The sequence below is a fragment of the Sphingomonadaceae bacterium OTU29LAMAA1 genome (assembly GCA_024072375.1).
In the GTDB taxonomy this organism is placed as follows: Bacteria; Pseudomonadota; Alphaproteobacteria; order Sphingomonadales; family Sphingomonadaceae; genus Sphingomonas.
The window spans coordinates 122,825-137,830 of record CP099617.1 but is presented as its reverse complement, the minus strand read 5'-3'; the positions used below and the strand labels follow the sequence as shown (position 1 = coordinate 137,830).

Annotated in this window: 12 protein-coding genes and 1 tRNA gene; 10 read left to right on the top strand and 3 right to left on the bottom strand. The window is 66.0% G+C overall.

The window, feature by feature from the left end:
* Window positions 1-46: 46 nt before the first annotated feature.
* Window positions 47-1,126 carry a CoA transferase gene (locus tag NF699_01005; GenBank protein ID USU06951.1) on the top strand — a complete coding sequence of 360 codons (1,080 nt, stop codon included), beginning with the start codon at window positions 47-49 and terminating at the stop codon, window positions 1,124-1,126.
* 16 nt (window positions 1,127-1,142) lie between these two features.
* Here the strand turns inward: NF699_01005 and NF699_01000 are convergent, their stop codons facing one another.
* Both NF699_01000 and NF699_00995 read right to left on the bottom strand, forming a co-directional pair.
* The gene (locus NF699_01000; protein USU05313.1) at window positions 1,143-2,447 is read right to left on the bottom strand and encodes a sugar MFS transporter; all 1,305 of its coding nucleotides are present in this window, start codon (window positions 2,445-2,447) and stop codon (window positions 1,143-1,145) included.
* 65 nt (window positions 2,448-2,512) lie between these two features.
* Window positions 2,513-3,313 (bottom strand): dioxygenase, encoded by an 801-nt coding sequence (locus tag NF699_00995; GenBank protein USU05312.1) that lies wholly within the window; start codon window positions 3,311-3,313, stop codon window positions 2,513-2,515.
* A gap of 76 nt (window positions 3,314-3,389) precedes the next feature.
* Between NF699_00995 and NF699_00990 the strand changes: the two genes are divergently transcribed.
* The 6 genes from NF699_00990 to NF699_00965 all read left to right on the top strand — a co-directional run bounded on the left by NF699_00990 (window position 3,390) and on the right by NF699_00965 (window position 9,525).
* Window positions 3,390-3,950 (top strand): (2Fe-2S)-binding protein, encoded by a 561-nt coding sequence (locus NF699_00990; GenBank protein USU05311.1) that lies wholly within the window; start codon window positions 3,390-3,392, stop codon window positions 3,948-3,950.
* Window positions 3,951-4,044: 94 nt separating this feature from the next.
* Window positions 4,045-4,992, top strand: a complete 948-nt coding sequence (locus tag NF699_00985; protein ID USU05310.1) for an RcnB family protein — start codon at window positions 4,045-4,047, stop codon at window positions 4,990-4,992.
* A 99-nt stretch (window positions 4,993-5,091) separates the two neighbouring features.
* Window positions 5,092-5,769 carry a 2OG-Fe(II) oxygenase gene (locus NF699_00980; protein ID USU05309.1) on the top strand — a complete coding sequence of 226 codons (678 nt, stop codon included), beginning with the start codon at window positions 5,092-5,094 and terminating at the stop codon, window positions 5,767-5,769.
* A gap of 103 nt (window positions 5,770-5,872) precedes the next feature.
* Entirely contained in the window at window positions 5,873-7,627 is a 1,755-nt protein-coding gene (gene recJ, locus NF699_00975) for a single-stranded-DNA-specific exonuclease RecJ (protein ID USU05308.1), read from the top strand.
* A 51-nt stretch (window positions 7,628-7,678) separates the two neighbouring features.
* Window positions 7,679-7,753, top strand: a tRNA-Glu gene (locus NF699_00970).
* Window positions 7,754-7,968: 215 nt separating this feature from the next.
* A complete protein-coding gene (locus tag NF699_00965; GenBank protein ID USU05307.1) occupies window positions 7,969-9,525 on the top strand; it encodes a hypothetical protein in 1,557 nt (518 codons plus the stop codon).
* Here the strand turns inward: NF699_00965 and NF699_00960 are convergent.
* Window positions 9,491-10,459, bottom strand: a complete 969-nt coding sequence (locus NF699_00960) for a hypothetical protein (protein ID USU05306.1) — start codon at window positions 10,457-10,459, stop codon at window positions 9,491-9,493. The genes NF699_00965 and NF699_00960 overlap by 35 nt on opposite strands.
* Before the next feature lie 126 nt (window positions 10,460-10,585).
* Between NF699_00960 and NF699_00955 the strand changes: the two genes are divergently transcribed.
* The 3 genes from NF699_00955 (at window position 10,586) to NF699_00945 (ending at window position 14,960) form a co-directional block, all read left to right on the top strand.
* The gene (locus tag NF699_00955) at window positions 10,586-10,897 is read left to right on the top strand and encodes a hypothetical protein (GenBank protein USU05305.1); all 312 of its coding nucleotides are present in this window, start codon (window positions 10,586-10,588) and stop codon (window positions 10,895-10,897) included.
* 96 nt (window positions 10,898-10,993) lie between these two features.
* On the top strand, window positions 10,994-13,456 hold the full coding sequence (locus tag NF699_00950; protein ID USU05304.1) for a beta-galactosidase: 2,463 nt from the start codon (window positions 10,994-10,996) through the stop codon (window positions 13,454-13,456).
* A 250-nt stretch (window positions 13,457-13,706) separates the two neighbouring features.
* Complete coding sequence (locus NF699_00945) at window positions 13,707-14,960, top strand: MFS transporter (GenBank protein USU05303.1); 1,254 nt, start codon at window positions 13,707-13,709, stop codon at window positions 14,958-14,960.
* Window positions 14,961-15,006 lie beyond the last annotated feature (46 nt).

Below are 15,006 nucleotides of genomic sequence, written 5' to 3'. Positions count from 1 at the left end.
AGATCGCTTGGCACCACCGCCCCTCGCCGGCCTGCGCATCGTCGAAATGGCGGGCATCGGGCCCGGACCGTTCTGTGGCATGATGTTGGCCGATCATGGTGCGGAGGTGATCCGCATCGATCGCGGCGTGCAGCCCGGTTTCAGCGATCCCGCCAGAGACCCCCTGCTGCGCTCCCGCAGGTCGATCGCGCTCGACCTCAAAACGCCGCAAGGTATCGCTGCGGTCCGCCGCATCGCCGCCGATGCGGACGGTCTGATCGAGGGGTTTCGTCCCGGCGTCATGGAACGGCTGGGTCTGGGTCCCGACCTGCTGATCGGCGACAATCCGGGCCTCGTATACGGTCGCATGACGGGTTGGGGACAGGACGGTCCGATGGCACAGGATCCGGGCCACGATATCAATTATATCGCTCTGTCGGGCACCCTTCACGCGCTGGGCACGGCAGATGGAAAACCCGTGCCGCCGATCAACCTGATCGGCGATTTCGGCGGTGGCGGCATGCTGCTGGCATTCGGCATGCTGGCCGCGCTGCTGCACGCGCAGCGGACTGGCGAGGGTCAGGTGGTCGACGCCGCAATGACCGAAGGCTCCGCATTGCTGGCGAGCATGATCTGGGGTTTTCGCGCTATGGGCCGGTGGAGCGATGCGCGCGGCACCAACCTGCTCGACGGCGGCGCCCCCTTCTACGACACCTATGCGACGCAGGACGGGCGATGGCTTGCGGTCGGCGCAATCGAGCCGGCGTTCTATGCGTCGCTCCGCCGGGTGATCGGACTGGACGATCCGCTATGGGACCGCCAGTTCGATCCCGCCGCATGGCCGGAGATGCGCGATGCGCTGGCGGCCCGCTTCCTGACCCGGTCGCGCGACGCCTGGGTCGCAGCCTTTGCGGGGAGCGACGCATGCGTCACGCCTGTGCTGGGCTTCGACGAAGCCGCCGTCCATCCTCAGAACGATCATCGCCGCTCGATGACGACGGCCAACGGGGTGACCCAGCCCGCCCCCGCCCCACGCTATTCGGTCAGCGGCACAACGCCACCCGCGATGGCGAACGTGAGAAACGATGCGGCATTCCTCGCCGATCTGGGTTTCTCGGCCGCGGAGATCGGCGGCTTGGGGCACTGATCCCTACGCGGACCGATCAGGCCGCGCGCTCGACCTCCACCGCCGAACGGCGCGCATACAGACCATAGGCAAGAATGATCGCATAGCAGATCGCCGGCAGCAGCAGCGAAAACTGCATCGATCCTGTCTTGTCGGCGATCATACCGGTCAGCGGCGGCACGATCGCACCACCGACGATCGCGGTGGCAATCACACCCGAACCCTCCGCAGCGCGCTTGCCGAGGCCTTCGCTCGCCAGCGTGAAGATCGTCGGGAACATGACCGCGTTCATCAGGCCGATCGCCAACAGGGCGTATCCGGACAGCGCGCCGGTCGAGTTGGCGGATATCAGGATCAGCGCGATCGCGCCCGTTGCCACTGCCGCCAGCACCTTGCCCGGTGCGATACGGGTCAGCACGTACGATCCGACGAAGCGTCCGATCAGCGCTCCGCCCCAGTAATAGGCGACGTAGTTGCCCGCCGCCTGATCGCTGATCCCGAATACGGAAGACTGCATCAGGTACAGCACGATGACGGAGCCGATCGCCACCTCGGCACCGACGTACAGGAAGATGCAGGCCGCCCCCATCGCGAACCGGGGGCGCTTCAGCAGAGAGAATGCGTGGAAGATATTGCCGCTGCGATCCTGTTCTTCCTTCAGGCGGTTGCGGCGGGTCCAGACCACTGCGGCGATCACCGCCAGCGCGACGGCGAGGCCGAGATAGGTGTGGACGATGACCTGCGATGCTTCCTGCCGATAGGCGACCAGCGCGGTGCCGCTCAGGGAGGCCGCACTAACACTGGCAAGCCCGCCAAGGATCAGCGTCGACCCGACGCGCGGGAAGATCGTCGTGCCGAGCGAATTGAACGCCTGCGCGAAGGTCAGCCGGCTGGACGCGGTCTCCGGCTTGCCAAGCAGCGAGATCAGCGGATTGGCCACCACCTGCACGATGGTGATGCCCGCGCCCAGCACGAACAGCGCGACCAGGAACATTTCGAACCGCGCACTCTGCGCCGCCGGAATGAACAACAGGCAGCCGACCATCATCGTGACGAGGCCGATCGACGCGGTCCGCATGTACCCGGCGCGGCGCACGATCGCGGCGGCCGGCAGCGAGAACAGCGCATAGGCGAGGAAAAAGGCTGACTGGACCAGCATCGATGTCGCATGGTCGAGCGTGAACAGCTCCTTCAGCTTCGGGATGATGATGTCGTTGAGGCTGGTGATGCCGCCGAAGATGAAGAACAGCGCTATGACGAAGATACGCAGATCGGGCGCATCATAGCCGTGCGATGCGTCGCCGGACGCGGCGCTGTTATTGGTATCGACGTGCATCGCCATGTCGGCAGCCTCTCAGGATCGTTTGCCCGCCGCATAGGCGGGCGCGGGCCACGCTGGCAAGCGGTTCAGCCGAAACGGAAACCGGATACGGCCCAGCCCATCACGACGTCCCGATAGTCGCAAATTGCCAGCGCGTCCCCGCCTGCCCCGAGCGCCACCATCAGCGGCAGCAGATGCTCCGCCTCCGGATGCGCGAAACGGGCGTGGGGCAGCTGGTCCCATGCCGCCACGCGCGTCCTGCGCCGCGCGGGGTCCGCATCGGTCACGGCCGCTATCAGTGCCGCGTCCCATTCCGCGGCGACCGGCGTCACTTGCGGTCCCCGAGCACGCAAGTTGTGGAAGCTCATGCCGGATCCGACGATCAGCACGCCCTCGTCGCGGAGCGGTGCCAGTGCCGCACCGACGGCGATATGCGCGGTGGGGTCAAGGTCGGCGCGCAGCGACATCTGCACCAACGGAACATCCGCTGCCGGATTTGCGACCATCATCGGGATGAAGATGCCGTGATCCCAGCCTCGCGCGGCCTCTTCGCCGACGCGATGCCCGGCATCCTGCAGCAGCCGCGCTGCACGGCGCGCGACGTCCGGCGCACCAGGGGCATTCCAATGCAACCGGTAAGTGTGCTCGGGAAAGCCATGATAATCAAACAGCAGGTCGGGACGCTCGCCGACGTGCACGGTCAGGTCTGCCGCCTCCCAATGGCCCGAGATCATCAGGATCGCTCGCGGTCGTTCGGGCAGACCTGCGATCAGACCGGCAAGATAGGCCTGCATCGGCCGCCACATCCGATCGGGCGGCCCGCCGGCGGGGTCCAGGAAGAAACAGGGGCCACCGCCATGCGGCACGAATAGCGTAGGAAGCGTCATGACCGCCAACGTCGGATCATCGCAGCGTCGTCGCAATCGTCTGGATCGAAACGGCGCGTTTCGCCTAAGAGGCATCATGTCGCGCCTTACGGTCAACAACCAGCCCGTCGAATACCGGCTGGATCCCGCCACGCCGCTGCTATGGGCATTACGCGACGCATCCAACCTGACAGGCACCAAATATGGTTGCGGCACCGGCCATTGCGGCGCCTGCATCGTGGAGATCGACGGCCACGCCCGCCTGTCGTGCCAGACACCGATCGGCAGCGTCGAGGGTAGTTACGTCACCACGATCGAGGGGCTGTCGCGCGAACGCAACCATCCGCTGCAACTCGCATTCATCGCAGCGAACGTGCCGCAATGCGGGTTCTGTATCCCCGGCATCGTAATGGCGGCGGCCGTCCTGCTGAAGCGCAATCCCGACCCGTCCGAGGCCGATATCCGCTCGTCGATCCGCAACATCTGCCGCTGCGGTATCTATCCGCGGATGGTCGAGGCGATCCAGCGGGCAGGTCGGGCGGCACGCGGGGAAGAGACGATTCCAGCTGGCGTTCGGCCCGGCATCGATCCGGCCGACGCCGCGCGACTCGTACCCGCACTTGTGCCGCCGCCCCGCGACAAGCTTTCGGAACGCTGACGAACCAATTCAGCTTCGGCACACCGCCAGAGCTGCAAGGAGGTCCCAACATCGGAGCCGGCTCGTGCGCCGGCGGATTGAGGACGAAGGCGTCATGAAGAGCGTGATCAAGGCCCTGCTGGCGGCATCGATGCTGATGCCGATCGCCGCGCAGGCGCAGGAGCAGGACGGCCGCGAGCGTGGTCAGGGCCGCCGCGGCGAATGGGGCGAGCGCGCCGCCCGTCCCGACCGGTCAGCCGAGGTCGGCGTGCAGGCGCAGGTGCGAACCGAACGCCCGCAGGCCCGCGACTTCGGTAGGCAGCGCAGCGAGCGCGACCAGAACCGGCCGCGTCCGGACATGTCCGGCGGCGGCGACGGCCGCCGGGAGGGATGGACCGGTCAGGACCGAAACGCGGATGGCGGCAATCGCTGGCGCGAACGCCGAGGTGCCGATACGCCGCAGATCCTCCAGCCCCGCGCGGAACAGGACCGCTACGACCGTCGCCGCTTCGATCAGAGCCGGGTGGATCAGGGCCGTCCCGACCGGCAGGACGAGCGCCGCTTCGATCGTCCCGACGACTCCCGCGGATTGGGCGACCGGGATCGCAATGGCTCGCGGCAGTGGAGCGATCGTGAAGGTGCGCGGCAGTGGAACGACCGGACCCGCAACGGCTACGATCAGCGCCAAGCTTTTGGGCAGCTCCGCGGCAGCTGGCGTGGCAACGCCGGTCGGCTCGACAACCGCGGGAATAACTGGAACCGTAGCTGGCGTAACGACACCCGCTACGACTGGAACCGGTATCGGCAGATAAACCGCAGCGCCTATCGCCTGCCGCGCTATTATGCGCCGTCGGGCTGGGGTTACGGCTATCGCCGTTTCTCCGTCGGGGTGTTGCTGTCGTCGATCCTGTTCAGCCAGAATTATTGGATCGACGATCCCTACGACTATCGTCTGCCGGAGGTGTACGGCCCCTATCGCTGGGTACGCTATTACGACGATGCGCTGCTGGTCGATATTCGCAGTGGCCAGGTCGTGGACAGCGTCTACGGCATCTTTGATTGATCGCAGACGGAAGGGGCTCGACGGGAACGTCGGGCCTCGTCTCGTAATCACGCGGTATAATGTCTTGTCTTTGGCGACGCGGATCGGCATCTCCCCGTCATGTTCGCTCGCAAGAAGGCGCCCCCCCCCTCCCCCCGCCGCCAGCAGATGGGGGTGGATGTCGGCCGCCGGCTCGACGCCAATCCCGACATGGTCCGCGCCGAGGTTTCGGGCATCCAGATCTATTACCAGCTCGATTTTCTGAATGCCGCAAAGTGCGACACGCTCATCGCGACGATCGATGCGAACCGGCGCCCTTCGTCGCTGCTCTCCGATCGCAACGATCCCGACTTCCGCACCAGCGACAGTTGCGACATGAATCGCTACGCGCCCGAAGTGCAGCCGATCGACGAGGCCATCGCCGCACTGCTCGGACTGCCGCCGGAACATGGCGAAACGCTACAAGGCCAGCGCTACGCCCCTGGGCAGCGGTTTCGGGCGCATCATGACTATTTTCACGAGACGGAGAGCTATTGGCAGCAGATGCAGGCTTCTGGCGGCCAGCGCACGTGGACGACGATGATCTACCTGAACGATGTCGCGGAGGGCGGCGCGACGTGGTTTCCGCAGGCGGGGTTCAAGGTCGCGCCACGGCGGGGCCTGTTGCTGGCGTGGAACAACATGAACCCGGACGGCACTCCCAACGTCCAGACGCTGCACGAAGGCACGGCGGTGGTCGAGGGCACGAAGTACATCGTCACCAAATGGTTTCGCGAGAATGCGTGGCTGAAACGCTAAGACGCGGACACGCCGACACGCCGACACACCGCCGTCCGGCCCTTACCCCGCTCGCCTGGCCGTCCTAAGGGGGCATCGAGACCTTATCGGACGAACTGACCGCATGCCCCCCGTTCTCGGCGTATCCCATTCGATCCTCGGCCAGCCATGGCGATGGCGCGCGCTTGCCGCCGATGCGCGCGACGGCTTCGGTGCGGACGACCTCGTCACCCAGCTGCTGCTCGCCCGCGGCGCCCCGCGCGAGGCGCTGGACCAGCACCGCCTGCCCTCGATCCGCGCGTTCATGCCGGACCCCTCGATCTTCCGCGACATGGATCGCGCCGCGGCAAGGCTGGCGGACGCGGTACAATCCGGCGAGCGCGTCGCCGTCTTCGGCGATTACGACGTCGACGGCGCCACATCGGCGGCGCTGCTGATCCTGATCCTGCGCGATCTGGGGATCGAGGCGCGCGCCTACATCCCCGATCGCCTGCTGGAGGGCTATGGCCCGTCGGGCGAGGCGCTGGTCCGGCTGGCGAGCGAGGGCGCATCGCTGATCGTCACCGTCGATTGCGGCGCACAGGCGTTCGACGCGCTGGCGGCGGCGAGCGCGCATCCCGTCGACGTCGTCGTCGTCGACCATCACAAATGCGCCGCCACCCTGCCGATCGCGCACGCGCTGGTGAATCCCAACCGGCTGGACGAGGACGAGGGCGCGGCGCACGGCCACCTCGCCGCGGTCGGCGTCTGCTTCCTGCTCGCCGCCGCGCTGATCCGCACGCTGCGTGCCCGCGGTTTCTTCGCCGGGCGGCCCGAGCCCCGGCTGATCGATCACCTCGATATCGTCGCGCTCGGCACCGTCGCCGACGTCGCGCAATTGCGCGGCCTCAACCGCGCCTTCGTCGCGCAGGGGCTGAAGGTGATGGCGCAGCGTCGCAACCCCGGCCTCGCCGCACTGATCACCGCATCCCGCCTGACGCGCGCACCGACATGCAGCGACCTCGGCTTCGCGCTGGGCCCGCGCATCAACGCCGGCGGGCGGGTCGGCCGCGCCGATCTGGGCGTCCGCCTGCTCACCACCCGCGATCCCGACGAGGCGCGCACGATCGCCGAGGAGCTCGACCGCCTGAACGAGGATCGCCGCATGATCGAGGGCGATGTGCAGCAGGCGGCCGAAGCCAGCGTCCCGAACGACCGCCGCGTCGTCGTGGTGGCGGGCGACGGATGGCATCCCGGCGTCATCGGCATCGTCGCCGGGCGGCTGAAGGAGAAACTGGGCCGCCCCGCGATCGTCATCGCGATCGACGCGCATGGCATCGGCAAGGGATCGGGCCGGTCGATCGCCGGCGTCGACCTGGGCGCGGCGGTGCTCGCGGCGAAGGAACACGGCCTGCTGATCGCCGGCGGCGGCCATGCGATGGCCGCCGGCCTGACGATCGCCGCCGATCAGGTGCAGGCCTTCGCCGCCTTTCTGGAGGAACGGCTCGCGGCCGGCATCGATCGCGCGATGGGGGATCGCGCCCTGCTGGTCGATGCGGTGCTGGCGCCCGGCGGGATCACCCCGGCACTGGTCGAATCGCTCGATGTCGGCGGCCCCTATGGCATGGGCTGGCCGGCACCGCGCATCGCGGTCGGCCCCGCGCGGATCATCAAGTCGGACATCGTCGGCAACGGCCACGTCCGCGCGATCGTGGCGGGCGACGATGGTCGCAGCTTCAAGGCCGTCGCCTTTCGCGCCGCCGATAGCGCGCTCGGCCAGGCGCTGCTGGGCGCCGCACCGCACCGCAAGCTGTGGCTCGCGGGCCGCGCGAAGATCGACGACTGGGGCAGCCGCCCCGCCGCCGAATTGCATCTGGAGGACGCCGCATGGGCAAATTGATGCGAACGCCCCTTGACCGATCGCCGACCCTCTTCTAGCAGCACCCCCGCTGGCCCCTTCGTCTAGCGGTTAGGACGCGGCCCTTTCACGGCTGAAGCACGGGTTCGATTCCCGTAGGGGTCACCAGCAGCAGAAAATAGCCATTCTTGGCGTGCTGCTGGTGATCGGTTGCTCCCGCTACGATCCGCCATTTGCCCCTTGTTGATCGTCCACCTCTTCAGCTAACCTGCTGGCGCGCCTCGCGCCCTCGTTGTTTTACCAGGTGAACCAATCGTTAAGGAAAACTGCGCGCAACAACGTTATCACTCGAGCACGCTCAAGCTTTTCGAAAGTTATCAAATTTGGATCAGCTTTCGTTCCTCGATCTACTCGAAAAGCCGCGGCTGGACGCTCTGTTCAAGCCGGACCAAATTTTCGAGTCAGACGATCCCGCCTTCATTTGCCGTCTAACTGAAGATACCCGGTTTGACCGTAAATCGGGCCGCATCGATGCGAATGGGCTCGCGGTGTGTTTATCGGCCTTCGGGAACGGTCCGGCAGTTGAAGGCGGCGTGGTAGCGGTTGGAATTGAAAAAGACGGCCGCGTCACTGGTTGTAAGCGTCTGGCCGAACACAAGCTTCAGGAGATCGAGAGTGGCGGCCGCGACAATTGTCCGGACGGTCGTTTCGAAACTCGCCGGGTGGACATACTGAATGAATCTGGGGAGGACGACTTCCTCATTCTCATCAGAATTTACTACGTCGAAAGTCGGCTTGTCTCGCTAACCAACGATCAGGCTTACATTCGACAGGCGGACAAAAGCAGGCGGCTTACTGACGCGGAGAAGCAAGAAATCCGCATTTCTAAAGGCGAGCGGTCGTTTGAGCTGGAAGCGACCACCCTCTCCTACCCGTCCGATTTCCGCCTTCAGGACATGGCCAACTTCGTCAGTCGTATCCGCAAGTCCCGCGAGGTCTCGACTGATGTTGCAAGCGAACAAATCCTTCAGTCGCTTCGGCTTGGCCGATATACGAATGGGATTTTTGTACCCAACAATGTTTGCGCTCTTATGTTCGCAACGGATGCGCAACAGGTTTTCCCTGGGGCGTACGTCCACTTCCTCCGATATAATGGTACGGAGGCAAAGACAGGCTCGCAGTACAACGTCATCAAAGATCGAATGATCGAGGGGACGATCCTTGACGTGATCAAAGAGACTGCCGTGGCATTAGATGCCAACCTGCGCGAGTTTACAGAATTCCGAAACGGAAAATTCTTTAGTGTCCCCGAGTATCCGCGCGATGCTTGGTATGAAGCTATCGTCAATGCGATCTGCCACAGGTCGTATCACGCTCGCAACTCGCCTGTCTTTGTGCGCATGTTTGATGATCATTTAGAAGTGGAAAGTCCCGGAGCCTTCATGCCATCCGTGACTCCAGAAAACCTCTTCCACAAACCGCGCAACCCTTTCCTTATGTTCGTATTACGCGAGTATGGCGAAGTTCGGTGCATCAGCGAGGGTACTGCCCGCATATTTCGTGAGATGGATGAGGCCAGGCTGCCAAAACCGTCATTCCGGGGCAGTGATGTTTCCGTGTCGGTTACATTCAAAAATGAGGTCGCGAACCGAACAAACAGTCTAGACTCGGAAGCTTATCGGGCGCTGGGAGAAGCGTTGTCGTTTTCGCTAGACTCCGATGAGCGCAAGATTGTGAACTACGTGATCGAAAACGGAGCGATTAACGTCAGCGATGCGCTTCGCATTCTAAGCACTACCTATTGGCATACCGCGAAGGCTAAGCTCCAGCGTTTGGTGTCGCGTAACATTTTGGACTTCCATTCGACTAAGCATCGTGACCCCAACGCCTTTTACAGCTTGAAGGCTAAGGGTTCGCCACAAGGCGGATCGGAGCAATAAGTCCGCCGGTCATGCGATCGGCGGCTCCGTGCGCGATCATCAGCGCTCTGGATCGCTTCCCGTAGTGCCGGACCATCTCGGGCGACATTCCGAGGATCTCGCCCACTTCGCTGTCGTTGAGGCCGCGTTCCAACAGATAGCAGCAGGCGTTCTTCCGCAATCCGTGGAACGTGAACGTCGCCTCCTCCGCGATCAGCTCGCGCGCGACGAGGTCGGCATGCACCTCCTGCACCGCTGACACCTTCATGAGGAAGCGCAGCCGCTCCTGGATGGCGGCCGTCGTCTTGAACGGCTGACCGGACCGCTCGTAGAGCAACGTCACCGATCGACGCGGCAGCTTGGCGAGCTCCTCGAGCCAGAAGGGATGCATCGGAGCGGCAACGTCCTTCGTGATGCCGCCTCGCCGGACCTTCGCCTGCGTGAATTCCATGATGCCGTCCTTGATCCAGCCGTACTGCATCCGGACCATATCGCCGATGCGCTGGCCGGAACACAGGCCGGTGACGATCGCAAGGCGCGTCATGGGCGTCGCCTCCTCCAGGCAGACGCGGAGCAGGTCGGCCGGCCACGGCTCGTGCTCGCCGATCTTCAGGATCGGCACGTTGGTCGCCGGGTTGTCGTCGCGCATGCCGATCTTGACCGCGTCACGCATCAGCGATCCGAAGACGCTCAGCCACACGTTCGCCTTGCCCGGGGTGTCCGCCATCACGTCACGCATCTTGTACACGGCGACCGGTCGCACGCCCTTCACGGTGCGGTGCCCGTGGACGTCGGCGATCAACTTGAGGTGGCGGCCTTGGTTCTCGCGTGTCTTCAGGCTCTTCGCCTTCCACTCCAGGCTGCGCCGATAGTCGACGACCAGCCGTATCGGGATACCGGCACCCCGCTTACCAGCAGGAATGCCTCCAACGCCTGGTGGCGGATTCCGCTTCACGACCGTGACAACGAAAGTATCGGATCGGCCGCTCTGAAGCCAAGCGCTTGGCGGATCGTTGGTCTCTCTGGAACGAACGCCCCTGCGCGATGACGCGGCGATGGCGCTCGGCGAGAGGAGAGATCGATGACCCTGTCGATGGAAAAGCAGAAGCGCCTGCACTTCGATGTGATGAACGTGGGCCTGCGCGCGCAGGCGACTGCAATTGGGTTGGTGCAATTGTGCGTCGAGCTGCGCAACGCGAACGTGCTGGACGAACCGGCGCTGGAGCGGATCAAGGATGCGATCGCCAACGAGGTCTCGGTCGCGGCGCCTCGGCGCACGTCGCTGCAAACGTATCGCGACGAGATCAAGGTAAGGCTGGACCAGCTGTTCGGCGGCGAGCAGCAGGTCGGGTCGGCCGAGGCGCTGTCGTTCGGGGCGCAGCCGGACCCGTAGGCTCGCGTCCGCGATCAGGCACTTGCGCGTTCGGTCCTGCCGGTTATTGTCGGACATAACAGGTAATTATGCCGCACAGGAGCAGGATCGCACATCATGGCGGATACCCGACGCTGGACCATCATCGCGGCGCTGTCGGCAACGGTCGCGCAGCCCTCCGCTGCGGATACGTTGCATGTCGATGCGCGCGGCAAGGTGCCGACGCCGGAGACGGGTTATCTGAAGCTCGGCACCGCCCGCGCGCCCGATGGCGCCACGATCGGCATCAACAGCCAGTATCTGACGCTGGACGGCAAGCCGTGGTTGCCCGTGATGGGCGAGTTCCACTACGTCCGCACGCCGGCTGACGAATGGGATGCCGAGCTGGCGAAGATCAAGGCATCCGGGGTCGACATCGTCGCGACCTATCTGATGTGGAACTACCACGAGGAAGCGGAGGGGCGTTTCGACTGGTCCGGCGATCGCGATCTGCGCGCCTTCGTCGCGGCGGCGGGGCGGCACGGGCTGAAGGTGTTCCTGAGACTGGGGCCGTGGGTGCATGCCGAGGTGCGCTATGGCGGGATTCCGGACTGGGTGGTCCGGTCGATGCCGACGCGGGGGGACGACCCGGCCTATCTGCGCCACGTCGAGCGGTTCTGGGCACAGGCGCGGGCGCAGGTCGGCGGCATGCTGTGGAAGGATGGCGGCCCGGTGATCGGCATCCAGATCGAGAACGAATACAATCTGCGCGGGCCCCGGCAGGGCGCCGGGCATATCGCCACGCTGAAGGCGATGGCGGTCCGGCTCGGCTTCGACGTGCCGCTGTATACGGTGACCGGCTGGGATGCGACGGTATACCCGCGTCGCGAGGTGGCGCCGGTGTTCGGCGGCTATCCGGACGAACCGTGGGCGAAGACGGCGAAGGTGCTGGCGCCGAAGGAGACCTATGCGTTTCGCTTCGGCAGCCGGGTGAGCGGCGATCTCGGGGCGCAGACGCGCGGGGGGCGGACCGGCGATGCGGACGGCGACCTCGCGCACACGCCGTTCCTGGGGGCCGAATACGGCGGCGGCATCCCGACGATGTACCGGCGGCGGCCGGTGATGCAGCCGGACGACATCGCCGCGATGCTGCCGGTGCAGCTCGGTTCCGGCGTCAACCTGTACGGTTATTACATGTATCACGGCGGCCGCAACGCGATCGGCACCACCACGTTGCAGGAACAGACCGCGATCGGCGGATACAACGACCTGCCGATCGTGGATTACGACTTTCAGGCGCCGTTCGGGCAGTATGGCGCGGCCAATCCGGTGCTGCCGGCGGTCCGGCCGTTTCACCTGTTCCTGCAGGAATGGGGTGGCGCGCTGGCGCCGATGGCGGTGCGCAAGCCCGATGTGGTGCCGGCCGGGCCCGGCGATCTCGCCACGCCGCGGTTCGCGGTGCGCAGCGCGGGGGACCAGGCGTTCCTGTTCTACAACAGTCACATCCGTCAGTATCCCGCCGCCGTGCAGCGCGGCGTCCGCTTCGCGGTGGATTTGCCGCGGGGGCGGGTGACATTTCCCGCGACCCCGATCGACATTCCGGCGGGGCGCTATTTCATCTGGCCGATCGACCTGCCGCTGGGCGAGACGGGGGCGCGTGTCGCGTGGGCGACGGCGCAGCCGCTGACCGGCATCGCCACGCCGCAGGGCCATGTCACCGTGCTGCACGCGGTGCCGGGGATTCCGGTCAGCCTGGCCATCACCGCGGCGCGGGTGCGTGCCGGCGGTGCGCGTGTCCGGCAGGAAGGCGAAACCTTCATCGTCGAGGGGCTTACGCCCGGAACGCGTGCGATCGTCGAGGTCGTCGACCGGCAGGGCCGCAGCGAACGGATCCTGATCCTGACGCAGGATCAGGCGCGGCAGGTGAGCAAGGTCGGGATCGCCGGTGCCGAACGGCTGGTCATGACCGGTCACGAGATCGCGCCGACCGCGGACGGCCTTCATCTCGTGTCGCGGGGCAGTCCGGCCTTCTCGTTCGCGATGCTCCCCGCGGCGGCGGGCACGACCGCCAGCCTGCCCTTGAGCCGGGGCGATGCCGATGGCCTGTTCGTCCGCTACCGCGCGACGGCGCGTGCCCGGCGGGACACGGTGACCGTCACGCCGCTGCGCGATGCGGGCACCGCGCCGCCCGTCCGCATCGGCGGCCCGGCACAGGCGGCGGTCGAACCCTATCCGGAAAGCTTCGCGGCATCGGCGGCATGGTCGCTGGCGGTGCCCCCCGCCCCGCCCGCAACCGAGGACCGGCGACTGGTCGTGCGCTGGACGGGCGATATCGGCCGGTTGTTCGTCGGCAGCACGCTGATCGACGACCGCTATTACGACAGCCGCGCCTGGCAGGTGAACCTGCGCCGCTTCGATGCCTCGCTGCGCCAGCCGTTGACCCTGTCGATCCTGCCGCTGCGCAAGGATGCGCCGGTCTATCTCGATACGCCGGCCACGGTCGTCGTCGGGAATGCGGAGCAGCGCGCGACGCTGGATTCGGTTCGGGTCGAGACCGATTACGGTCTGGACGTCCGGTTCGGGGGGCCGACGCAGCGCTGAGCGCGGTGCCCGGCGGAGCCCGACGGGATGGCACAGTCGGCCCGGTTCGGAACCAACGCACGATCCGCGCGGTTGTGCGCCGCCATCGCCGGAGTTGATCATGACACTCGACGTATAGACGTCCCGGCGATGACCCCGGCGACACGCATCGTAAACCGGACCTGAACGGCCCGGTTCAGGTTGCCGGCGCCGGCGTACCGTATCGCACCGCCGCGCCACGTCGTGTGCGCGCCCAAGCTGGAGAGACGTCATGGCATCAGCGGCGATCACGCCCGATACGACCGGACCGTCCGGCAAGCGACATACGCCGGCCAGAACGCTGGATGCCCTCAACTTCTTCCTGGCCGATGTCCGCGACGGTCTTGGACCGTATCTCGCGATCTATCTGCTGGTCGTGCGCGGTCCGTCGCACGGCTGGAACGAGGCGACGGTAGGACTGGTCCTGACCATCGCCGGCATCGTCGGCCTGCTGTCGCAAACGCCGGCAGGCGGCCTGATCGATCGTGCGGGGAACAAGCCGCGGATCGTCATCGCCGCCGCCTTGCTGGTCACGCTGGGCAGCCTGTCGCTGCCGCTCGTCTCCGGCTTCACGATGGTGACGATCACCCAGTCGATCGCCGCGGCGGCCGGCGCCATCTTCGCGCCCGCGATCTCCGCCATCACGCTGGGACTGGTCGGGCCGAAGCTGTTCGCGAAGCGGGTCGGCCGGAACGAGGCGTTCAACCATGCCGGTAACGCGGTATCAGCCGGACTGGCCGGCGTGCTCGCCTGGTCGTTCGGACCCGTGGTCGTGTTCTGGCTGATGGCCGCGCTGACCGTCGCCAGCATCGTCGTCTCGATGCGGCTGAACAACGACGACATCGACAATGCCGTCGCCCGCGGCCTCGACTGCGAACCGGACGAAGGCTGCGAGGAACCGAGCGGCTGGAAGACGTTGATCGAGAACCGGCCGCTGATGATCTTCGCGGCAGCAGCCTTCACGTTCCATCTGGCGAATGCGGCGATGCTGACCTCGGTCAGCCAGCTGCTCGGCCGCACCGTCGGCACGGACAAGGCGACGTCGCTGACCGCAGCCTGCATCGTCGCGGCGCAGCTGGTGATGGTGCCGGTCGCGATCGTCGTCGGCCGCAACACCGAACGCTGGGGCACCAAGCCGATCTTCCTCGTGGCATTCGGCTTTCTCGCCGCACGCGGCGCGCTCTATACGGTTTCGAACGATCCATGGTGGCTGGTCGGCGTACAGGCGCTCGACGGCATCGGTGCCGGGATCTTCGGTGCGTTGTTCCCGGTGATCGTCGCCGATCTCACCCGAGGGACCGGCCGGTTCAACGTCAGCCAGGGCGTCGTGTCCAGCGTCTTCGGCCTCGGTGCGGCGCTGTCCGCGACGCTGGCGGGATCGATCATCGTCTGGGCGGGATACAGCGCCGGCTTCCTGACGCTTGCCGGCATCGCCGCCGCCGGTTTCGTCCTGTACCTCGTCGCCATGCCGGACACACACGCTTGAGCCGGTCGGCGACACCGATGCCGGCGCTTGCCGGCGTCGAGCCCGC

Bases quoted from the DNA above. Each gene is read 5' to 3' on its own strand.
- NF699_00995 (USU05312.1), bottom strand. From the start codon at position 3,313: ATGACGCTTCCTACGCTATTCGTGCCGCATGGCGGTGGCCCCTGTTTC.
- NF699_01000 (USU05313.1), bottom strand. From the start codon at position 2,447: ATGGCGATGCACGTCGATACCAATAACAGCGCCGCGTCCGGCGACGCA.
- NF699_00985 (USU05310.1), top strand. From the start codon at position 4,045: ATGAAGAGCGTGATCAAGGCCCTGCTGGCGGCATCGATGCTGATGCCG.
- recJ (USU05308.1), top strand. From the start codon at position 5,873: ATGCCCCCCGTTCTCGGCGTATCCCATTCGATCCTCGGCCAGCCATGG.
- NF699_00990 (USU05311.1), top strand. From the start codon at position 3,390: ATGTCGCGCCTTACGGTCAACAACCAGCCCGTCGAATACCGGCTGGAT.
- NF699_00955 (USU05305.1), top strand. From the start codon at position 10,586: ATGACCCTGTCGATGGAAAAGCAGAAGCGCCTGCACTTCGATGTGATG.
- NF699_00950 (USU05304.1), top strand. From the start codon at position 10,994: ATGGCGGATACCCGACGCTGGACCATCATCGCGGCGCTGTCGGCAACG.
- NF699_00980 (USU05309.1), top strand. From the start codon at position 5,092: ATGTTCGCTCGCAAGAAGGCGCCCCCCCCCTCCCCCCGCCGCCAGCAG.
- NF699_01005 (USU06951.1), top strand. From the start codon at position 47: ATGGCGGGCATCGGGCCCGGACCGTTCTGTGGCATGATGTTGGCCGAT.
- NF699_00945 (USU05303.1), top strand. From the start codon at position 13,707: ATGGCATCAGCGGCGATCACGCCCGATACGACCGGACCGTCCGGCAAG.